This window comes from Limimaricola pyoseonensis (genome assembly GCF_900102015.1).
Lineage (GTDB): Bacteria > Pseudomonadota > Alphaproteobacteria > Rhodobacterales > Rhodobacteraceae > Limimaricola > Limimaricola pyoseonensis.
Genome location: NZ_FNAT01000009.1, coordinates 52,794 through 70,842, shown reverse-complemented (window position 1 = coordinate 70,842; position 18,049 = coordinate 52,794). Strand labels below are relative to the sequence as shown.

At 69.4% G+C, this 18,049-nt stretch carries 18 protein-coding genes; 12 read left to right on the top strand and 6 right to left on the bottom strand.

Annotation, left to right across the window (positions count from 1 at the left end; all coding sequences use genetic code 11):
• Window positions 1-192: 192 nt before the first annotated feature.
• From BLT43_RS16060 to BLT43_RS16050, 3 genes are all read left to right on the top strand, one after another.
• Entirely contained in the window at window positions 193-1,176 is a 984-nt protein-coding gene (locus BLT43_RS16060; RefSeq protein WP_090114492.1) for a TRAP transporter substrate-binding protein, read from the top strand.
• An 85-nt stretch (window positions 1,177-1,261) separates the two neighbouring features.
• A complete protein-coding gene (locus tag BLT43_RS16055) occupies window positions 1,262-1,849 on the top strand; it encodes a TRAP transporter small permease (protein WP_090114490.1) in 588 nt (195 codons plus the stop codon).
• A complete protein-coding gene (locus BLT43_RS16050) occupies window positions 1,846-3,105 on the top strand; it encodes a TRAP transporter large permease (protein WP_090114487.1) in 1,260 nt (419 codons plus the stop codon). The genes BLT43_RS16055 and BLT43_RS16050 overlap by 4 nt, the downstream gene beginning before the upstream one ends.
• Window positions 3,106-3,180: 75 nt before the next feature.
• On the opposite strand, the gene BLT43_RS16045 is transcribed toward BLT43_RS16050, so the two are convergent.
• The 4 genes from BLT43_RS16045 to BLT43_RS16030 all read right to left on the bottom strand — a co-directional run bounded on the left by BLT43_RS16045 (window position 3,181) and on the right by BLT43_RS16030 (window position 8,888).
• On the bottom strand, window positions 3,181-3,651 hold the full coding sequence (locus BLT43_RS16045; RefSeq protein ID WP_090114485.1) for a MarR family winged helix-turn-helix transcriptional regulator: 471 nt from the start codon (window positions 3,649-3,651) through the stop codon (window positions 3,181-3,183).
• A 109-nt stretch (window positions 3,652-3,760) separates the two neighbouring features.
• Window positions 3,761-4,903 (bottom strand): FAD-dependent monooxygenase, encoded by a 1,143-nt coding sequence (locus tag BLT43_RS16040; protein WP_278245676.1) that lies wholly within the window; start codon window positions 4,901-4,903, stop codon window positions 3,761-3,763.
• 81 nt (window positions 4,904-4,984) lie between these two features.
• Entirely contained in the window at window positions 4,985-8,401 is a 3,417-nt protein-coding gene (locus tag BLT43_RS16035) for a molybdopterin cofactor-binding domain-containing protein (RefSeq protein ID WP_090114481.1), read from the bottom strand.
• Window positions 8,394-8,888: a (2Fe-2S)-binding protein gene (locus BLT43_RS16030; protein WP_090114621.1), complete on the bottom strand. Its 495-nt coding sequence runs from the start codon at window positions 8,886-8,888 to the stop codon at window positions 8,394-8,396. Before BLT43_RS16030 ends, BLT43_RS16035 begins: the two co-directional genes overlap by 8 nt.
• A 175-nt stretch (window positions 8,889-9,063) precedes the next feature.
• Between BLT43_RS16030 and BLT43_RS16025 the strand changes: the two genes are divergently transcribed.
• The 9 genes from BLT43_RS16025 to BLT43_RS15985 all read left to right on the top strand — a co-directional run bounded on the left by BLT43_RS16025 (window position 9,064) and on the right by BLT43_RS15985 (window position 16,974).
• Window positions 9,064-9,825 (top strand): maleate cis-trans isomerase family protein, encoded by a 762-nt coding sequence (locus BLT43_RS16025; protein WP_479724260.1) that lies wholly within the window; start codon window positions 9,064-9,066, stop codon window positions 9,823-9,825.
• A 1-nt stretch (window position 9,826) separates the two neighbouring features.
• The gene (locus BLT43_RS16020; RefSeq protein WP_090114477.1) at window positions 9,827-10,600 is read left to right on the top strand and encodes an alpha/beta hydrolase; all 774 of its coding nucleotides are present in this window, start codon (window positions 9,827-9,829) and stop codon (window positions 10,598-10,600) included.
• Window positions 10,601-10,643: 43 nt separating this feature from the next.
• Window positions 10,644-11,675, top strand: coding sequence for a 2,5-dihydroxypyridine 5,6-dioxygenase NicX family protein (locus tag BLT43_RS16015; RefSeq protein WP_090114476.1), 1,032 nt, complete (start codon window positions 10,644-10,646; stop codon window positions 11,673-11,675).
• A 2-nt stretch (window positions 11,676-11,677) separates the two neighbouring features.
• Window positions 11,678-12,307 carry an isochorismatase family protein gene (locus tag BLT43_RS16010; RefSeq protein ID WP_090114474.1) on the top strand — a complete coding sequence of 210 codons (630 nt, stop codon included), beginning with the start codon at window positions 11,678-11,680 and terminating at the stop codon, window positions 12,305-12,307.
• A gap of 218 nt (window positions 12,308-12,525) precedes the next feature.
• The gene (gene chrA / locus BLT43_RS16005) at window positions 12,526-13,854 is read left to right on the top strand and encodes a chromate efflux transporter (RefSeq protein ID WP_090114472.1); all 1,329 of its coding nucleotides are present in this window, start codon (window positions 12,526-12,528) and stop codon (window positions 13,852-13,854) included.
• A 145-nt stretch (window positions 13,855-13,999) separates the two neighbouring features.
• A complete protein-coding gene (locus tag BLT43_RS16000; protein ID WP_090114470.1) occupies window positions 14,000-14,803 on the top strand; it encodes an alpha/beta fold hydrolase in 804 nt (267 codons plus the stop codon).
• On the top strand, window positions 14,803-16,161 hold the full coding sequence (locus BLT43_RS15995) for a PAS domain-containing sensor histidine kinase (RefSeq protein ID WP_090114468.1): 1,359 nt from the start codon (window positions 14,803-14,805) through the stop codon (window positions 16,159-16,161). Before BLT43_RS16000 ends, BLT43_RS15995 begins: the two co-directional genes overlap by 1 nt.
• A gap of 115 nt (window positions 16,162-16,276) precedes the next feature.
• Entirely contained in the window at window positions 16,277-16,573 is a 297-nt protein-coding gene (locus tag BLT43_RS15990; RefSeq protein ID WP_090114466.1) for a hypothetical protein, read from the top strand.
• Window positions 16,574-16,755: 182 nt separating this feature from the next.
• Window positions 16,756-16,974 (top strand): hypothetical protein, encoded by a 219-nt coding sequence (locus tag BLT43_RS15985; RefSeq protein ID WP_090114464.1) that lies wholly within the window; start codon window positions 16,756-16,758, stop codon window positions 16,972-16,974.
• 5 nt (window positions 16,975-16,979) lie between these two features.
• Here BLT43_RS15985 and BLT43_RS15980 read toward each other — a convergent pair whose 3' ends face one another.
• Window positions 16,980-17,330, bottom strand: coding sequence for a cytochrome C oxidase subunit IV family protein (locus BLT43_RS15980; RefSeq protein WP_090114462.1), 351 nt, complete (start codon window positions 17,328-17,330; stop codon window positions 16,980-16,982).
• A gap of 8 nt (window positions 17,331-17,338) precedes the next feature.
• Window positions 17,339-18,049 carry a heme-copper oxidase subunit III family protein gene (locus BLT43_RS15975; protein ID WP_090114460.1) on the bottom strand — a complete coding sequence of 237 codons (711 nt, stop codon included), beginning with the start codon at window positions 18,047-18,049 and terminating at the stop codon, window positions 17,339-17,341.

The following is an 18,049-nucleotide window of genomic DNA, read 5'->3' as shown; positions in this document are numbered from 1 at the left end:
GCCCGAAGACCGGCCCCTGATCGGAATGTGACAAAATCTTTGCAGATTTCAGGTCGTTCCGGCGGGGCGGGCCGGCCGCTGTCTTAAAGTCATTGACACTGAAGTGAACAGCTTGTTTCATTTGTGTACGAACAAAAAGACGCCCGGTGCCCCCAAACCCGCCGGCTTGCACAACAGGAAACGAGGTCCGCAATGTCCCTGAGAAATCTTGCCCTCTCCACCGTCGCCCTGTGCGCGGCGCTGCCGAGCCTGCTGCACGCGCAGGAGCGCGAGTTCCGCCTCGGCCTGATCACGCCGCCTGTCCATGTCTGGAACGAAGAGGCCCGGGCGCTGGGCGAGACCCTGTCGGAGATGTCCGACGGCCGGCTGTCGGTTGCAACCTTTCCCTCGGGCCAGCTCGGCAGCGAAAGCGCGATGCTGCAGCAGCTCCAGACCGGCGCGCTCGACATGGCGTGGCTCACCACCGCCGAGGTGACGACCCGCGTCCCCGACATGAGCGCGCTGCACGCGCCCTTCCTGGTCGACAACATCGCCGATGCCGCCCGCGTGCTGCGCTCGGACGAGGCGCGCGAGATCCTCGACAAGCTGCCCCGCGCCACCGGCACGGTCGGCCTGTGCTACGCGATGACCGGCATGCGCCAGCTCATGACCAAGGAGCCGGTCGACTCGGCCGAGGATCTCGCCGGCATGCGCTTCCGCATCACCCCGGCGCCGCCGATCAAGTCGTTCTTCGAGATGCTGGGCGCAGCACCCGCGCCGATGCCGCTGACCCAGGTCTATGACGGCCTCGCCAACGGCCAGATCGACGCCATCGACATGGATCACGAATCGATCATCAACTTCGGCTATCACGACCACGCGTCGCACATGATGGAGACCAACCACCATCTCTTCGGCATGGTCGCGCTGGTCTCCGGCCGGGTCTGGGCGCAGCTCTCGGACGAGGACAAGGCGCTGCTGCAGGAGGCCTCGCAGACCCATTGCGACCAGACGATCGACCGCTTCGTCGCCGAGGAGGACGGCAAGCTGGCGGCGCTGAAGGAGATCGACGGCCTGACCATCTCCGAGGACATGGACCCGGCCTTCTTCGGCGACATCGTCACCCGCTGGGACGCCGAGTGGGCCGAGCAGACGCCCTATGTGCAGAAGATGCGCGACCTCGTCGCCTCGTTCTGAGCGATGCGGCGGGGCGGCCCCTTGATGGGCCGCCCCGCACCCTGACGCAGCCGCCCCCTCCCACCCGCGTAGCAACGGACACGAGATGACCATCGGACGCATTCTATACCGCATTTCAGCAGGCCTGGCCTGGGTCGAGCGCCTGATGCTGCGCTGCCTCATGCTGGTCATCGCGACCTTCGTGCTGCTGAACGTTCTGTTGCGGCTCTTCGGGATCACCATCGCCTGGGCCGACGAGCTGGCCGTCTACTGCATGATCATGTCGGGCTTCGTGGGCGCATCGCTGATGCTGCGCGCCCGGATCGACCCGGCGGTGCTGCTGGTGCACGAGGTCGTGCCGGCACCGGTCGCGCGCGGGCTGCGCATGCTGGTCTCGGCGCTGTCGGCGGGCTTCGGCATCACGCTCTTCGCGCTGTGCTGGCGCTGGTTCGACCCGGCCGCGCTGATGCAGGCCGGCTTCGACGTCCCGACCTTCGAGGTCGAGACCTTCAACTTCATCTACACCGACACCACGCCGGTCATGGCAATGCCGGCCTACTGGTTCTACCTCATCATGCCATGGTTCGCCCTGACGCTGAGCGTGCACGCGCTGGCGAACCTCGCTGAGGATGCGGGGCTGGTCGCGCGCGACATCGATCCCGCCGGTCTCGACCTGCAGGAGGCGCCGCTGTGACCATCGCCGTATTCGCGTCCTTTCTTCTCATCGGCATGCCGATCGGCCTGATCCTGGCCTCGGCGGCGCTGACCTTCATCCTGACCTCCGGCAACACGGTGCTGCTCGACAGCTTCGCGCTGCAGATGTTCAACGCGCTGAACAATTTCGGCCTGCTCGCGATCCCGCTCTTCGTGCTGATCGGCGAGCTGATGAACGGCTCGGGCATCACCCAGCGCCTGATCCGGCTGGCCTCGGTCTTCATCGGCAACCTCAAGGGCGGGCTCGCCTATGTGAACCTCTTGGCCAACATGATGGTGGCCTCGATCCTGGGTTCGGCCACCGCGCAGATCGCCATGATGACGCAGGTGATGGTGCCCGAGATGGAGCGGCAGGGCTATCGCCGCGACTTCTCCACCGCCGTGACCGCGTTCGGCGGCCTGCTGGGGCCGATCATCCCTCCCTCGATCGTCTTCGTGGTCTATGCCGTCCTCGCCCAGCTCGCGGTGCGCGACATGCTGGTGGCGGGCATCATCCCCGGGCTGATCCTGACCTCGCTGTTTCTGGGCACCATCGCGCTTCTGGGCCGCAAGTTCGCCTATCCGCAGGCCAAGAGCCTGAGGTGGCGCGACCGCCTGCTGGCGCTGCGCGACGCGCTGCCGATGCTGACCATCCCGGCCATCATCATCGGCACCATCGTCGGCGGCTTCGGCTCGCCCACGGAGGCGGCGGCGCTGGGCGCGTTCTGCGCGGCGCTGCTGGGGCTCTTCGTCACCAAGACGCTGAAGCTGTCGGACATGGGGGCGATCCTGCTGCGGACCGGCATCAACTCGGCGCTGGTGCTGTTCCTGGTGGCGGCGGCGGGGGTGTTCTCCTGGGTGCTGGTCTTCGGGCAGGTGCCGCAGACCGTGGCCGCCTGGATCGAATCCGTGGCCACCACTCCGGTCAGCTTCATGCTGCTGGTGATGCTGGTGCTGCTTCTGGTCGGCACGATCATCGACGGCATCCCGGCGCTGATCATGGTGGTGCCGATCCTCCTGCCCATCGCCACCGATGTCTACGGGATCGACCCGGTGCATTTCGGCGTGGTGGTCTCGGTCAACCTGATCCTCGGCCTGCTGTCGCCGCCGGTGGGGATCGGCCTCTACGTCGCCGCCAACGCGGCCAATGTCAGCCCGATCTCGGTGATCAAGGTGTCCTTGCCGTTCTTCCTCGTGACCTGCGTGGCGCTGGTCCTGCTGGCGGTGCTGCCGCAGCTGAGCCTCGCGCTCCTATAGGCACTCCCGGCCTCAGGACATGGAAAACCCGGCCACGCGGTGGCCGGGTTTTTTCATGCGCCGATGGCGGCGCGCTCAGCTGATCTTGTTGAGCAGCTTCAGCAGCCGCTGCTGGTCCTTCTCCGACAGCGGCGCCAGCGTCAGCTGCGTAATCTCGGAGGCCAGCGGCAGCACGCGGGCCAGCACGCGCCGGCCCTCCCGCGTCAGGTCGAGCCCGATCATCCGGGCGTCGGTGCTCGATCTCTTCTTGCTGATGAGCCCGCGCTTCACCATGCGCTGGACCACGCCGTTGATCGTCGACTGGTCCATCGAGGTCTGGCGGCCCAGCGCGTTCTGCGAGGTCTCGCCGATCTCGCTGAGCTTGGCGAGAACCGCGAATTGCTGCGCGGTCAGGCCCTCGGCCATGTGGGTGTGGAAGATGCTGAGATGGCGCTGCTGGGCGCGGCGCAGCAGGTAGCCGATCTGCCCGTCGAGCGCGTAGCCCCGGCGCGGGGAGGTCTCGCCGTCGGCCGGTGCCGCTCCCTCGGTCTCGTCGTCACCGGTCATGGCGTGGTACTCCGTTTCCACTCAAACAAAAAAGGCCCACCCCGCTTAGCACAAGCGGCAGGGGGCCCGAAATCCCCAAAGGCGAGGCTGCCCTTGGGGAAGATCCCGATCAGGTCGCGAGAGGGGCGTGGATCGGGTCGTAGGCATAGACCCAGGCCGGATCCTCGGGGTCCTTGAGCCAGGTGTTGGCGTTCGAGATGGTCTGCACCTTGGTGGCGCGGTCGCGGCGCGTGCGCTCGTAGACGTCGAAGGCGGCGCGGTAGTCGCCGATCCCGGTCTCCGACAGGCAGCGGACCAGGACGGCCGCGTCCTCGATCGCCATGCAGGCGCCCTGCGCCATGTGCGGCCGCATCGGATGGCAGGCGTCGCCCAGCAGGCACAGCCGCCCCTGGCTCCACAGGCTGAGCGGGTCGCGGTTCCAGAACGGCCACTTGGTCACCGTCTCGGTGGCGTCGATCAGCGCGTTCACCACCGGGTGGGAGTTGCCGAAGATCGCCTCCATCTCCTCGCGCGAGCTGTCGACCCAGCCCGCCTCGTGCGGCCAGGAATCCACCGGCACGCCGGTCACGTAGTAGTACTCGGACTGGTCGTTCTTGGTGGCGTAGGCCATGATGTGGCGCGACTGCTCCCACCACCATTTCACGCAAGGCTCGAAGTCGAGGCCCGAGGCCCTGAGCTTGTCCATGTTCACCAGCGCGCGGTGGCCGACCCAACCCGAGAAGCGCGGCTTTTCCGGGCCGAGCAGCTTTTCGCGGATCATCGAGTTGATGCCGTCGGCGCCGATCACCAGCCTGGCCGCCACGCGGTGCCCGTTGGCGAAGGTCAGCAGCACGTCGCCCTCGCGCTCCTCAAGATCGACGAGGCGGTGGTCGTAGTGGATGCGGTCCTGCGGCAGCGCCTCGACCTGCTCGGCATGCATGTCGCCGCGATGGATGGTGATGTAGGGGGCGCCGTATTCCGTCTTGGCGAAATCGCCGAGCTTGATCTTCGAGCGGTAGTCGCCGGTGCGGCCGTCGCGTGAGAACCAGTAGTCGGGGTGCGATCCGATCTCGGCCAGCCGGTCCTCGAGGCCGATCTCGCGGAAGATCTTCATCACGTTCGGCCCGACATGGATGCCGGCGCCGAGCCGCGAGAAGGCCTCGGCCTGTTCGAAGACATGCGCGTCGAAGCCGCTCTTGTCGAGAAGGGCCATGGCCGCGGCTCCGCCGAGACCGGCGCCGATCACCGCGATGTCGATATGGGTCGTTTCCAAGGTAACCTCCATTCCGTTTGTTTGTACACTAACAAATAAGACGACGCTGTCCAGCTTGTTTCTACACAAACGATCATCGGATCACGGTTCCGGCCAGGCCGGCAGGTCGGGCGCGTAGCGGGCGCGCAGGTAGCGCGCGAGGTCGGCGATCTGCGTCTCGCTCAGCTCCGCGGCGAAACCGGGCATGTCGGCCAGATCGAGCGCGTCGGGCGCGCGCAGCCCTTCCCTGATGACGATCTCCGCCGTCTCGGGGCTCGGCGCGCGCACCGCCATCGACTGGCCGAGCGGCACCTGCGCCGCGGTGACGATCCCCTCGAGCGCCGGCTCGTGGCAGACCGCGCAGGCGTTCTCGAACAGGCGATGCGTCGCGGTGTTCAGCATCGGGGCAGGGGCGGGCTCGGGCGCCGGCCGAACGGGCGCGGCATCCGCGGTGAGGCTCGCGAGATAGGTCGCCATCGCGTCGAGATCGGCGCTCTCGACCTCCTGCAGATTCGCCACCACATCGGCCATCGGCCCGGCGGCCGAGGCGATGCCGCTTGCGTGCCCGCTCTTGAGATAGGCGGCGAAGGCGTCCTTGTCCCAGCCGCGGGCGGCGGCCTGCGGCCCCGCGATCGGCGGCGCGTACCAGCCCTTGACCATCGCGCCGGTCAGATGCGCGGCGCCGTCCTTGGTGGCGGCCAGCGCGTTGCGCGGCGAATGGCAGGCCGAGCAGTGGCCCACCGTCTCGACCAGGTAGCGGCCGCGATTCCACTCCGCGCTCTGCGCCGGGTCGGGCTCGAGCCTGCGGTTCTGGTGGAACAGCAGGTTCCAGCCGGCATTGGCGAGCCGCAGGTTGGTGGGGGCGAGCATCTGCGGCTTCGGCGTTTCGGAGCGGACCGGCTCGAGCGTCTGCATGTAGGCGTAGAGCGCGAACATGTCCTCGTCGGACATGCCGGCGAAGGAGGTGTAGGGAAAGGCCGGGTAGAGGTTGCTGCCGTCGCGGCTGATCCCCCGGCGCATGGCCCGGTCGAAGGCGGCAAAGGACCAGCGGCCGAGGCCGGTTTCGGGATCGGGGGTGATGTTGGTGGTCCAGATCGTGCCGAAGGGCGTCTCGACCGCGAGCCCGCCGGCATTGGCCGCGCCGCCTACGGCGGTGTGGCAATGGCTGCAATTGCCTGTGGCGAAGACCTGCCGGCCCTGTTCGAGCAGCTCGGCCGAGAAGCTCGAGGCCGGCGGCGGGGTCACCGGCGGCAGGCTGCGGGCCGTGGGGATGCCGACCGCGCCGACCGTCAGCGCCGAGCCGATCGTGCCCAGAGCCAGCGCCGCGCGCCGCCACAGGCCGCGGCGCGGGCGCGGCGCGGGGGCCGCGTCCACAGCGACGGCGTCGTAGCCGGCCTCGCGCAGCGCCGCGCGCATCCGCTCGGGCGTGAAGGGCGCCTCGCGCATCCGCACGCCGGTGGCGTCGAAGATCGCGTTCGAGATCGCGGCGGCCGAGGGCACCGCCGCGCTTTCGCCGACGCCGAGCGGCGGCTCGTCGGGGCGCTCGATGAGCAGCGTCTCGACCTCCGGCACCTCGTCCATCCTGATGACCGAGTAGTCGGCCCAGCTCTTCTGCGTCGGCGTGATCGCGTCGAAGCTCACGCTTTCGTTCAGCACCCGCCCGGCGGTCTGGTGCACGTTGCCGTGGATCTGCTGGCGCACGCCGTCGGGGTTGATGACGAGCCCCTGGTCCTGCCCGACGAAGACGCGCGACAGCGTCACCTCGCCGGTCTGCGTGTCGATCGCGACAGCGCAGACCCAGGCGGCGCTGGCGGCGGCGGTGCCGGGGAAATCGCCATGGACATAAGTGGCGAAGGCGAAGCCCTGGCCGTAGGCCATGCGGCCCTCGCGCCGCAGCCGCGGCCCGGCCTGTTCGGACCAGCCGGCCTTCTCGGCAGTCTGGCGGATCAGCTCCGCCTGCCGCGGATCGGCCACGTGCTTCAGCCGGAAGGCGACCGGGTCCGCGCCGGCCTCGGCCGCCATCTCATCGATGAAGCATTCATGCGCGAAGGTGTTGGGCAGGGCGGAGACGCCGCGCATCCAGGCCGCGCGCACGATCGGCGCGAGGTCGTGCACGGTGATCCGCTTGTTGGGGATGCTGTAGGGCGGCACCACGGTGCGGTCGCCCATCGGCACCGGGCGCGGCTCGTTGCCGATCGCGCCGGTCAGCAGCAACGCGAGGTTCGGCCCGCGATTCGACGGGTACCAGGTGTCGAGCCTGTAGGCATGCAGCGCGCCGTCCTTCAGCCCGCCCTCCACGTCCATGATCTGGCCCGCGCCCTTCGGCTCCCACAGCGTCTCCTGCGCGCGGGTCAGCTGCACCCGCACCGGCCGGCCGACCGCGCGCGACATCAGCAGCGCGTCGCCGCCGACATCGTCGGCGCAGTTGCGGCCATAGCAGCCGGCGGCCTGGTGGCGGCGCACGTCGATGCGCTCGGGCGGCAGCCCGGTCAGCGTGGCGAGGTCGCCGCGCAGCATGTGCGGGTTCTGCGAGCCGGTCCACAGGATCGGCGCGCCGTCGTTCCAGTCCGCGACGCTGCAGGACGGCCCGATCGAGCCGTGCAGGTGGTAGGGCCAGACATAGCTGCGGCGCAGCACGCGGTCGGATGCGTCGAGCCCCTTGTCGATGCTGCCGGTGGTGTCGAGCACGCGCGGCGTCGCCGGCTGCGCGCGGATCGTGCCCGCCAGGTCGCCCATGTCGGGCAAGGGCGGCGGCATGCGCCATTGCACCGGCAGCGCCTCGGCGATCGCCCGGGCCTGGTCGGACCTTTCTGCCACCGCGCCGAGGAAGTCGCCCTCGCGCACGATGGCGATGAAGCCCGGCATGTCGGCGACGGCGGCCTCGTCGTAGCCGATCAGGCTGGTGCCCACGAAATCGCCGCTGTCGCGCCCGGCATAGGGCGGGCGGACGACATGGCCGTGCACCATGCCCGCCACCACGACGTCGTGGATGAACTCATGCGCGCCCACGAGCTTGTCGGGCAGATCGCGGCGGCCGGTCTTTTGGCCGACGAGCCGGAACTCGGCGGCGGGCTTGAGGGGGGCCTCCGGGTCGATCTCGAGCCATTCGCCGGGCGTCTCGATCAGGTCGCCATAGCCGAGGCAGCGCTCCGCGTGGTGGATGCGCCCGGCCTCGATCGCCAGCGCCTCGCGCGGGGCGTTGAGCCGCAGGCGGGCGCGGTCGAGCAGGGCGGCGCGCAGCGTGGCCGCGGCCTGGCGCAGCGGGACCGACGAGACCTGGATCGTCTCGGAGGCGATGGTCGGCCCCTGGTCCGGCGTGCGCGATGTGTCGCCCAGCACCATCGTCACCCGTTCGAGCGGCAGGTCCAGCTCCTCGGCGACGATCTGCGACAGCGCCGTCTGCACGCCGGTGCCGAGATCCACATGGCCGCAATAGCCGGTCACGTGCCCCGTGGCGTCGAGGCTGAGGAAGGTGCGGCCGGAGGCGTCCCGGACCTCGAGGGGGGCCGTTTCAGGCATTCCGGTCTCCCATGAGCTCGGCCGCGCGCCGGGCCGAGGCGATGATTTCGGTGTGGGTGCCGCAGCGGCAGAGGTTGTGGCGCAGGGCGTCGCGGATCTCGGCCTCGGTCGGGGCGGGGGTGTCGGCCAGAAGCGCCAGTGTCGTCATGACCATGCCGTTCAGGCAGTAGCCACATTGCGCGCCCTCGCATTCGAGGAAGGCCTGCTGCACCGGGTGCAGCCTGCCATCCGGTTCGGCCAGCCCCTCGAGCGTGGTGATGTTCCGGCCGGCGACCCTGCCGGTCCGCAGCACGCAGGCGCGGGCGGGCCGGCCGTCGACCAGCACGGTGCAGGCGCCGCACTGCGCCATGCCGCAGCCGTATTTCGCGCCGGTCAGGCCCAGATCGTCGCGCAGCACGTCCAGCAGCATGCGCCCGTCGGCGCGGTCGATCCGGTGCTCCGCGCCGTTGATCGTCGTGGTGATCGTCGTGGCGACCGGACCTGTCATGCTGCCTCCCATCTCTGCGAAATTCCTTCTTTGTAGACCAACGATCAAGAAGGAGCGTAGTCCGTCAAGACCCCATCGGAAAAGGGCTCATGGGGCAGGGTCTCGATTTTTTCTCCTTGACTTATTGTTTGTGTACGAATGACATTCGGGCAAGTCAATCGAGAAGGAGACCAGGGTGAGGACGTTCCGCATAGGCCAGATCGTACCCAGTTCGAACGTGACCATGGAGACCGAGATCCCGGCCCTGCTGAGGTCGCGCGAAAGCATCGCGCCGGAGCGTTTCACGTTCCACTCATCGCGGATGCGGATGAAGAAGGTCACCAAGGAAGAACTCGAGGCGATGGATGCCGACAGCGACCGCTGCGCGCTCGAGCTGAGCGACGCGCGGGTCGACGTGATGGGCTACGCCTGCCTCGTGGCGATCATGTCGATGGGCCATGGCTACCACCGCGTCTCGGCCGACCGGCTGACCAACCGGACGGTGGAGAACGGCAACCCCGCGCCCGTCACGACCTCGGCCGGGGCGCTGGTCGAGGGCATCCATGCGCTCGGCGCCAAGAAGGTCGCCGTGGTGGCGCCCTACATGAAGCCACTGACGCAGATGGTGGTGGACTACATCCGCAGCGAGGGCATCGAGGTGGTCGACCACCGCGCCCTCGAAATCGCCGACAACCTCGCGGTCGCCGCGCATGACCCGATGAAGCTGCCCGGCATCGCCAGCGAGCTCGACCTGTCGGATGTCGACGCGGTGGTGCTCTCGGCCTGCGTGCAGATGCCCTCACTCGCCGCGGTGCCGCTGGCGGAGGCGATGACCGGCAAGCCGGTGCTGACCGCCGCCATCGCGACCACCTGGTCCATGCTCAACGAACTTGGCCTCGACACGCGCGTTCCGGGCGGCGGAACGCTGCTGTCGGGGGCCTACAACAGGAAGGCCTGACATGTCCCTCGGATACAATCTCAACGCCAACGGCATCCGCCAGCACCTCATCCACTACGAGGGCACCGGCCCGAAGCTGCTCGTGGTGCCGGGGATCACCTCCCCGGCGATCACCTGGGGCTTCATCGCCGAGCGCCTGACCCGGCATTACGACGTGCACGTGCTCGACGTGCGCGGCCGCGGGCTGAGCCAGGCCGGCGATCTCGACTATTCGCTCGACGCCATGGCCGACGACGTGGTGGCGCTGGCCGAGAAGATGGGCGGCGAGCCGCTGGTGGTGCTGGGCCATTCGATGGGCGCGCGCACCGCGATCCGGGCGGCGCGCAAGGCGCCGGGCCGCTTCGCGCGGCTCTTGCTGGTCGATCCGCCGGTGAGCGGGCCGGGCCGGCGCGCCTATCCCTCGCCCTGGCCGTGGTACGAGGATTCGATCCGCGCCGCCGAGAAGGGCTGCAGCGCCGAGGAGATGCGCGCCTTCTGCCCCAGCTGGACCGAGGAGCAGCTCGCGCTGCGCGCCGAGTGGCTGCACACCTGCCAGCTCGACGCGATCCGCACCGCCTATGACGGCTTTCACACCGACGACATCCATGCCGACCTGAAGACGCTCGAGCTGCCGATGCGGCTCGTGGTGGCCGGGGCCGCGCCGGTGATCGGCGAGGAGGACATCGCCGAGATCCGCGAGCTGGCCCCCGGCATCGAGGTCCGGACCGTCGAGGGCGCGGGGCACATGATCCCGTGGGACGATCTCGACGGCTTCGTCGCGGCCGTGACCGACTGACCCCAGCGCAACCTGGAACTTTCCGAAAATTGGAGACTGCCCGATGGATCATGCAAGCTTTGCCGAGATCTGCCTTCACCAGCTCAAGATGTCGGGCGTTCGGGAGGGCGAGAAGCTCGTCGTCCTGACGCAGGGCAACGAGCGGCTCGACTATGCCGATGCCTTCATGGCGGCCGGCGCGCGGCTCGGCGCGAAGATGTACCACATGCGCCTGCCGGCGCCGCCGGTGGTCGGGCAATGGGCGGTGGGCCAGACCGGGCTCGCGGCGATGCCCGACGCGGTCGAGGCGCTGAAGGCCTGCGACATGCTGATCGACTGCGTCTTCCTGCTGTTCTCGCCCGAGCAGTTCGCCATCCAGGAGGCCGGCACCCGGATCCTGACCGCGGTCGAGCCGCCCGAGCTTCTGGCCCGCATGCTGCCCACCAAGGAGCTGCGCGAGAAGGTCGAGATCGCGGGCGAGATGCTGGCCCGCGCCAAGGTCATGCGCATCACCTCGCCGCATGGCACCGACGTGACCTACAAGCTCAACACCTACCCGACGGTCTGCGAATACGCCTGCACCGACGAGCCGGGCCGCTGGGACCACTGGCCCTCGGGCTTCGTTTTCACCGGCGGCGACGATGACGGCGTCGACGGTCAGATCGTCGTGGCGCCGGGCGACATCCTGCTGCCGCAGAATATGTATGTGCGCGAGCCGATCACCTACACGATCGAGAAGGGCTGGGTGACCGACATCCGCGGCGGGCTCGATGCCGAGCTGGTCAAGTCCTACATGGCGGCCTTCAACGACAAGCGCGGCATGGGGATGAGCCATGTCGGCTGGGGCATGAACCCCAACGCCCACTGGCACGGCATGACGCCGGGCGAGTTCCCGGGCGGCATGGGCATGGAGCCGCGCAGCTTCTACGGCAACGTGATGTTCTCGACCGGGCCCAACAACGAGCTCGGCGGCCCGAACGACACCGCCTGCCATCTCGACATCCCGATGCGGAACAACTCGCTGTTCCTCGACGACGAGCCGGTCGTGATCGACGGCGACATCGTCGTGAAGGACATCCAGATGCAGCGGCACTGAGCATGGCGAGCCAGGCCCAGACATATGCCGAGGCGGGCTTCGGCCAGCGGGTGCCGCGCGGCACCCGCCCGGCGCTGCTCGTGGTGGATTTCTCCTACGGCTTCACCGACACGGCCTATCCCACCGCGGCCGATTACGGCCCGCAGATGGCCCGCACCGCGAAGCTGGCCGAGGCGACCCGCGCGCTCGGCCGGCCGGTGATCTACACCACCATCGCCTTCGACCCGGCCGAGACCGGGTCGCTGGCCTGGCTGCGCAAGTCGGGCGGCATGGCGGCGCTGACCCGCGGCTCGCGGCTGGTCGAGATCGACCCGTCCTCGGGCTACCGGCCGAGCGACGGGCTGATCGAGAAGAAGGGCGCCTCGGCCTTCTTCGGCACCAACCTCGCGGGCCTTCTGGCCTCGACGCAGACCGACACGCTGATCGTCACCGGCGCGACCACATCGGGCTGCGTGCGGGCCTCGGCCGTGGACGCGGTGCAGGCCGGCTTCAACGTGCTGGTGGCCGGCGATTGCTGCGGCGACCGGGCTGCCGCCCCGCATGACGCCAGCCTCTACGACATCGACCAGAAATACGGGGATGTCACGGATAGCGACGATCTCGCGCGCTATCTGGGCGGCCTGGCCGAATGACGGGCCGGGTCTGACAGCCGGGGGAGGCGTCGCGGACGCCTCCTCTCCAAAACGGATCGGCGGGAAGGCTTGCCCCGCCGCCCGGCCTCTCGCACAAGTGGCGCGACGACCTGGCGCAGGGTGAGGCCGGCAATGATGCTCATCGATATCTCGTTCCGCCCGGCGCGCGCCGCCGCGGCGCATGGCCATGACCGGACCCCCGGCACGGGCGGGCGGAGATGAGCGCCGACGCGCCTGCCGCGGCCGAAGCGCCCGCCGCCGCGATCCCGTCCCTGTCCGAGGCCGCCCGCGTCTGGTGGCGCATCGGTCTACTGTCCTTCGGCGGCCCGGCGGCGCAGATCGCGCTGATGCACCGGATGGTGGTCGAGGAGCGCGGCTGGCTCACCGAGCGGCAATATCTCGACGCGCTGTCCTTCTGCATGCTGCTGCCCGGACCCGAGGCGATGCAGTTGGCGACCTATGCGGGCTGGCGTATGCATGGCGTCCGCGGCGGCCTCGTCGCCGGCGGCCTGTTCGTGCTGCCCGGCGCCATCCTGATCGCCTGCCTCGCCGCGCTCTATGTCCGCTTCGGCGATCTCGCCGTCACCGGGGCGCTGTTTCTGGGCGTCAAGGCGGCGGTGCTGGTGATCGTGATCGAGGCGCTGCTCCGCGTCGCCCGCCGGGCGCTGGTGGGGGGCGAGCCGGTGGCGATCGCGGCGCTCGCCTTCCTCGCGCTGTTCGTCATCGCGGTGCCCTATCCGCTGGTCGTCGCCGCCGCGGCGGTCTGGGGCGCGCTGCGCCTCAGGGGCGGCGCGGTGGGGCAGGGGACCGCCGCCACCGCCGGTCCGCGCGCCGGGCGGCGGCTGCGCGACACGCTGGTGACGGCGGCGATCTGGCTCGGCGTCTGGATCCTGCCGCTCGCGGCCGTCGGCTGGCTCGCGCCGCCGCTCTTCGGGGAGATCGCGCGTTTCTTCTCGGTTCTGGCCACAGTCACATTCGGCGGCGCCTACGCGGTGCTGGCCTACATGACGCAGGAGGCGGTCGCGACGCAGGGCTGGCTCGACACGGGCGAGATGCTCGACGCGCTGGGGCTGGCCGAGACCACGCCGGGCCCGCTGATCCTCGTGACCGAGTTCGTGGGCTTCCTGGCCGGGCACCATGCCGCGCCCGAGGGCCGCTCGGCGCTGGCCTGGGGCCTGGGCGGCGCGGCGGTGACGCTCTGGGCGACCTTCGCGCCGTGCTTCCTATGGATCTTCGCGGGCGCGCCCTGGATCGACAGCATCGCGGCGCGGCCGGCGCTGCGCGCGGGGTTGAGCGGCGTGACCGCGGCCGTGGTGGGCGTGATCGCCAACCTCTCGGCCTGGTTCGGGCTGCATGTGCTGTTTCGCGAGGTCGAACCCTTCGAGGCCGCGGGCGTCAGCATCGCCCTGCCGGATCCCGCGACGCTCGACTGGCGCAGCGCCGCCATCGTCTTGCTGGCGGCGCTCCTGCTGCTGCGGTGGCATCGCGGCGTGCCCGTCACGCTGGCGGCCTGCTCGGCCGCCGGTTTGGGGCTGCTGCTGGTCTAGGAGCGGGCGGTCCGGCCGGTCGCGACGCCCCGACCCCGAAATGCCGCGTGGCGGTGGCTTGCCTGCCGCCAAGAGTATCCTATGAAATTCGGCCGAGCCGGAGCAATCTGGAGAAGACCGCGCCAGGGCAGCGGGGAGGGAACGCATGATCGTCGAACGCAACAATGTCGTCACGTCCGGCCGCGCGGACGGCCGGCCGATCGTCTTCGCACACGGGTTCGGTTGCGACCAGTCGATGTGGCGGCAGGTCGCCCCGGCCTTCGAGGACCGGCATCACGTCGTCACCTACGATCTGACCGGCATGGGCGGGTCGGACCTCGCTGCATACGACATGGACCGCTATGCCGATCTCGAGGCGCATGCCGCGGATCTGAACGCGATCCTCGAAGAGCTCGATCTGGAGGACGCGGTGCTGGTCGGCCACTCGATCGGTGCCACCATCGCGTTGCTGGCGGCCGAGATGGCCCCGAACAGGGTGTCGCAACTCGCGCTCGTGTCGCCCACGCCCTGTTTCCTCGAGGATGACGGCGGCGATTATCATGGCGGCTTCCGGCGCGAGGATCTGGAAGAGCTGGTGCACTTCCTCGACGAGAACCACCTCGGCTGGTCGGCCCAGATGGCGCCCACCATCGCGGGGCAGTCGGCAGGCGAGCCGGCGGCCGAGGAGCTGACGCAGAGCTTCTGCCGCACCGATCCCGCCATCGCGCAGCATTTCGGCCGGGTGACCTTCTTCGCCGACCGGCGGGCCGAGTTCGCGCGGGTCGCGCAGCCGGTGCTGATCCTGCATTGCGACCAGGATGCGCTCGTGCCGATGCGGGTGGCGGAGTGGATGCGCGACCGGGTGCCGCGCAACCGGCTCGAAGTGCTGAACGCCACCGGGCATTGCCCGCACATGACGGTGCCGTCCGACGTGGTCGCCGCGATGCGGGATTTCGTCGGGCCGGGCTGATGGCGAAGGACGGCGCGGCAGAACGACGGAACGTCCTGGCGGAGCTGGTCGAGGATGCGCCTTGCGGCATCGTCGTCACCGACCCCGACGGGCGGCTGCAATACGTCAACGAGACGCTTTCGGGCTGGCTGGGCTGGCGCGCGATGCCGGGCGACCGGCCGCAGCGGCTGCCCGATCTCATGACGATGCCGGGCCGGCTCTATTACGAGACGCATCTGGCGCCGATGATGCGGCTTCAGGGCTTCGCGCGCGAGATCTCCTGCGCGCTGGTGGTCGAAGGCGGCGCGAAGCTGCCGGTGCTGCTGAGCGGCGTCGCGCGCCGCGACGAGGACGGCATCCCCTATCGCTTCGACTACACGATCTTCGATGCCCGCGAGCGGCACCTCTACGAGGAGGAGCTGCGCGTCGCCCGACGCCAGGCGGACGAGCTGGCCGCCATCGTGCGCAGCTCGCCCAACGCGATACTCCGCGTCGAGCGGGACGGGCGCATCACCGGCTGGAACGGCGGCGCGGAGCGGATGTTCGGCCGCAGGGCCGAGGCGGCGCTGGGCGAGCTGGTGCAGGATCTCGTCCGGTTCGAGGGGCGACCGGACTGGTTCGGGCGCGCCGTCGCCGCCTGCGAAGAGGCCGAGGAGCACGTGTTCGAGGCCAGCTGGCAGGACGGCCGCGACGCCGAGGTAACGGTGGCCCCGATCCGCGAACGCGGCCCGGCCGGCCCGTCGCGGTGCCACTCGGTCATCCTGCGCGACATCTCGCTGCGCAAGCAGGCGGAGCGTCACCTGCAGATCGCGATGGGCGAGATGAAGCACCGCGTGAAGAACACCCTGGCCGTGGTGGCCGGCATCGCCCGGCAGACCCTGCCGCCAGAGGCGCGCGATCACTTCAGCGCCCGGCTGCGCGCGCTTGCGATGGCGCAGGACGCGCTGGCCCGCCCCGAGCATGAGGGCGCCGACCTGCGCGACCTGCTCGAGTTCACCGCGCAGGAAGCCGGTGGCGCGGATCGGCTCCGCGTCCAGGGCCCGCCCCTGATGCTGAGCCCGCGGCAGGCGACCTGCTTCTCGATGGCGCTGCACGAACTGGTGACCAACGCGCTGAAATACGGGGCGCTCTCCGACCCGAACGGGCATGTGCTGGTGACGTACGGGCTCGCCGGCGACGCCGATGACGGGTCTGTGCGCTTCGTCTGGCAGGAACGCGACGGCCCGGTGGTGACGCCGCCGGCGCATCGCGGCTTCGGCAGCAAGATGATCGGCGCGGTGGTCGAGGCCGAGCTGCGCGCCGAGGTGAGGCTCGAATACCCGCCCGAGGGGGGCCTGTGCGAGATCGTGTTCCGCCCGGACGCGGCTGGCCCGCCCTGAGCCGATCCCTTTGCCGGGCGGCCGAGTCGCGCTATGAATGGAATATGCGAGATGCCGCGCTGTCGGGTCGTGGGCGCCCGTGATCCGGGCCGGCGCAGCGGGAGGGTCGAACACCATGCACCCCGACACAGCGACGGCGAGACGTGCCCTGCTCAGGGCCTATCTCGCCTACATCAAGGCCGACGAGGACTGGCGCCGCGGCGTCGAGGAGGCGGCGCGGCTCTGGCCCGACGTCCGGCGCCGCAGCGTGCGAGAGATCGGCGCCCCCGGATCGCGGCTCCGCCGGCTGGTGGAGATACGGCAGCACAGCGTCGAGGTGCTCACGGTCATGCAGGCCAAGCACCACAGGGCCGTGCTGCGGCTGGGCGGCGGCCGGCTGCGCCCGGCCGAACTGCCGCCGCCGACCGCCTGACCCGGCCCCATCGGCAGATATCCGCCCCCCTGCGCGGCGGTTGCATTGATGCCGCATCGCCCGACGCATAACTCCTGCCCCGACCGGACGGAGACTGTTTCTTGGCATTCGCTGGTGCAGGATGCCGTGGGACCGACGGGGATGTGAGAGGACGGGCGCAGTTGGGATATCATGATCGCGACATGCCGGGCCGGCCCGGTGAGGCGGCCTGTGCCTACTCGGATTGCCCCGAGGAGGTGGAGATGGTCTGCCACGCCGTGCAGGACATGCTCTATGCCGACACGCCGGCCCGGCCCGTGCGGCCGTCAGCTCCGTCGCGCCGCCCGGACGCCCGGCTCAAGGTGCGGGACGAGCGCGAGGCGGCCCCTAGAACGCCGGTCGACGTCTTCGTCTTCGCCTGAGGCGTTCACTCCGCCCCGAGATAGACGGTCCGCGTGAACAGCGTGTAGTCCGACTCCGCCATCATGATCGCCATGAAGACCAGCGCGGCCAGCGGCGGCAGCAGGATCGCGTAGGTCAGCGCCAGCCGCTCCCAGGCCATGTGCATGAACACCGCGACGATCAGCCCGGCCTTGAGAAACATGAAGATCAGGATCAGGCTCCAGCGCAGCAGCCCCTGCAGCTGCGCGTAATCGACCCAGTAGGAGCCGGCGCTCAGCACGAAGAGAAAGCCCCAGCAGGTCAGGTAGAGCTTGATCGGATGCGCCTGGTGGCTCTGCTCGGGAACGCCGTCGGACGGGTCGGTGATCTGCGCCATGACTTGCCTCACCAAAGGTAGAAGAACGCGAAGATGAAGACCCAGACGAGGTCCACGAAGTGCCAGTAGAGCCCCATGATCTCGACCGCCTCGTAATCGCCCTTGCCGCGGCTGAGCCATGAGCGCTCGTCGCGGTCGAAGGCGCCGGATCGGACCTTGCGCGCCACGATCAGCAGGAAGATCACGCCGAAGGTGACATGGGTGCCGTGAAAGCCGGTGATCATGAAGAAGGTCGCGCCGAACTGCTCGGCCCCCCAGGGGTTGCCCCAGGGCCGGACGCCTTCCTCGATCAGCTTCGACCATTCGAAGGCCTGCATGCCCACGAAGGTCGCGCCCAGCGCGGCGGTGAGGAACATCAGCGCGGCGGTGCGGCGGCGGTCGCGGGCATAGGCGCAGTTCACCGCCATCGCCATGGTGCCCGAGGACGAGATCAGCACGAAGGTCATGATCGCAATCAGCAGAAGCGGCAGGTCCGCGCCGCCGACATGCAGGGCAAAGACCTCGCTGGCATTGGGCCACTCGGTCGCGGTGGAGCTGCGCGCCGACATGTAGGCGATCAGGAAGATCGAGAAGACGAAGGTGTCCGAGAGCAGGAAGATCCACATCATCGCCTTGCCCCATGACACGCCCTTGAAGGCGGTCTGGTCGGCGCTCCAGTCGGCGGCAAGGCCCTCGACCCCGTCGGGGCGGTCGGGCACGTAGCCGTGGGTCGTGCTCAT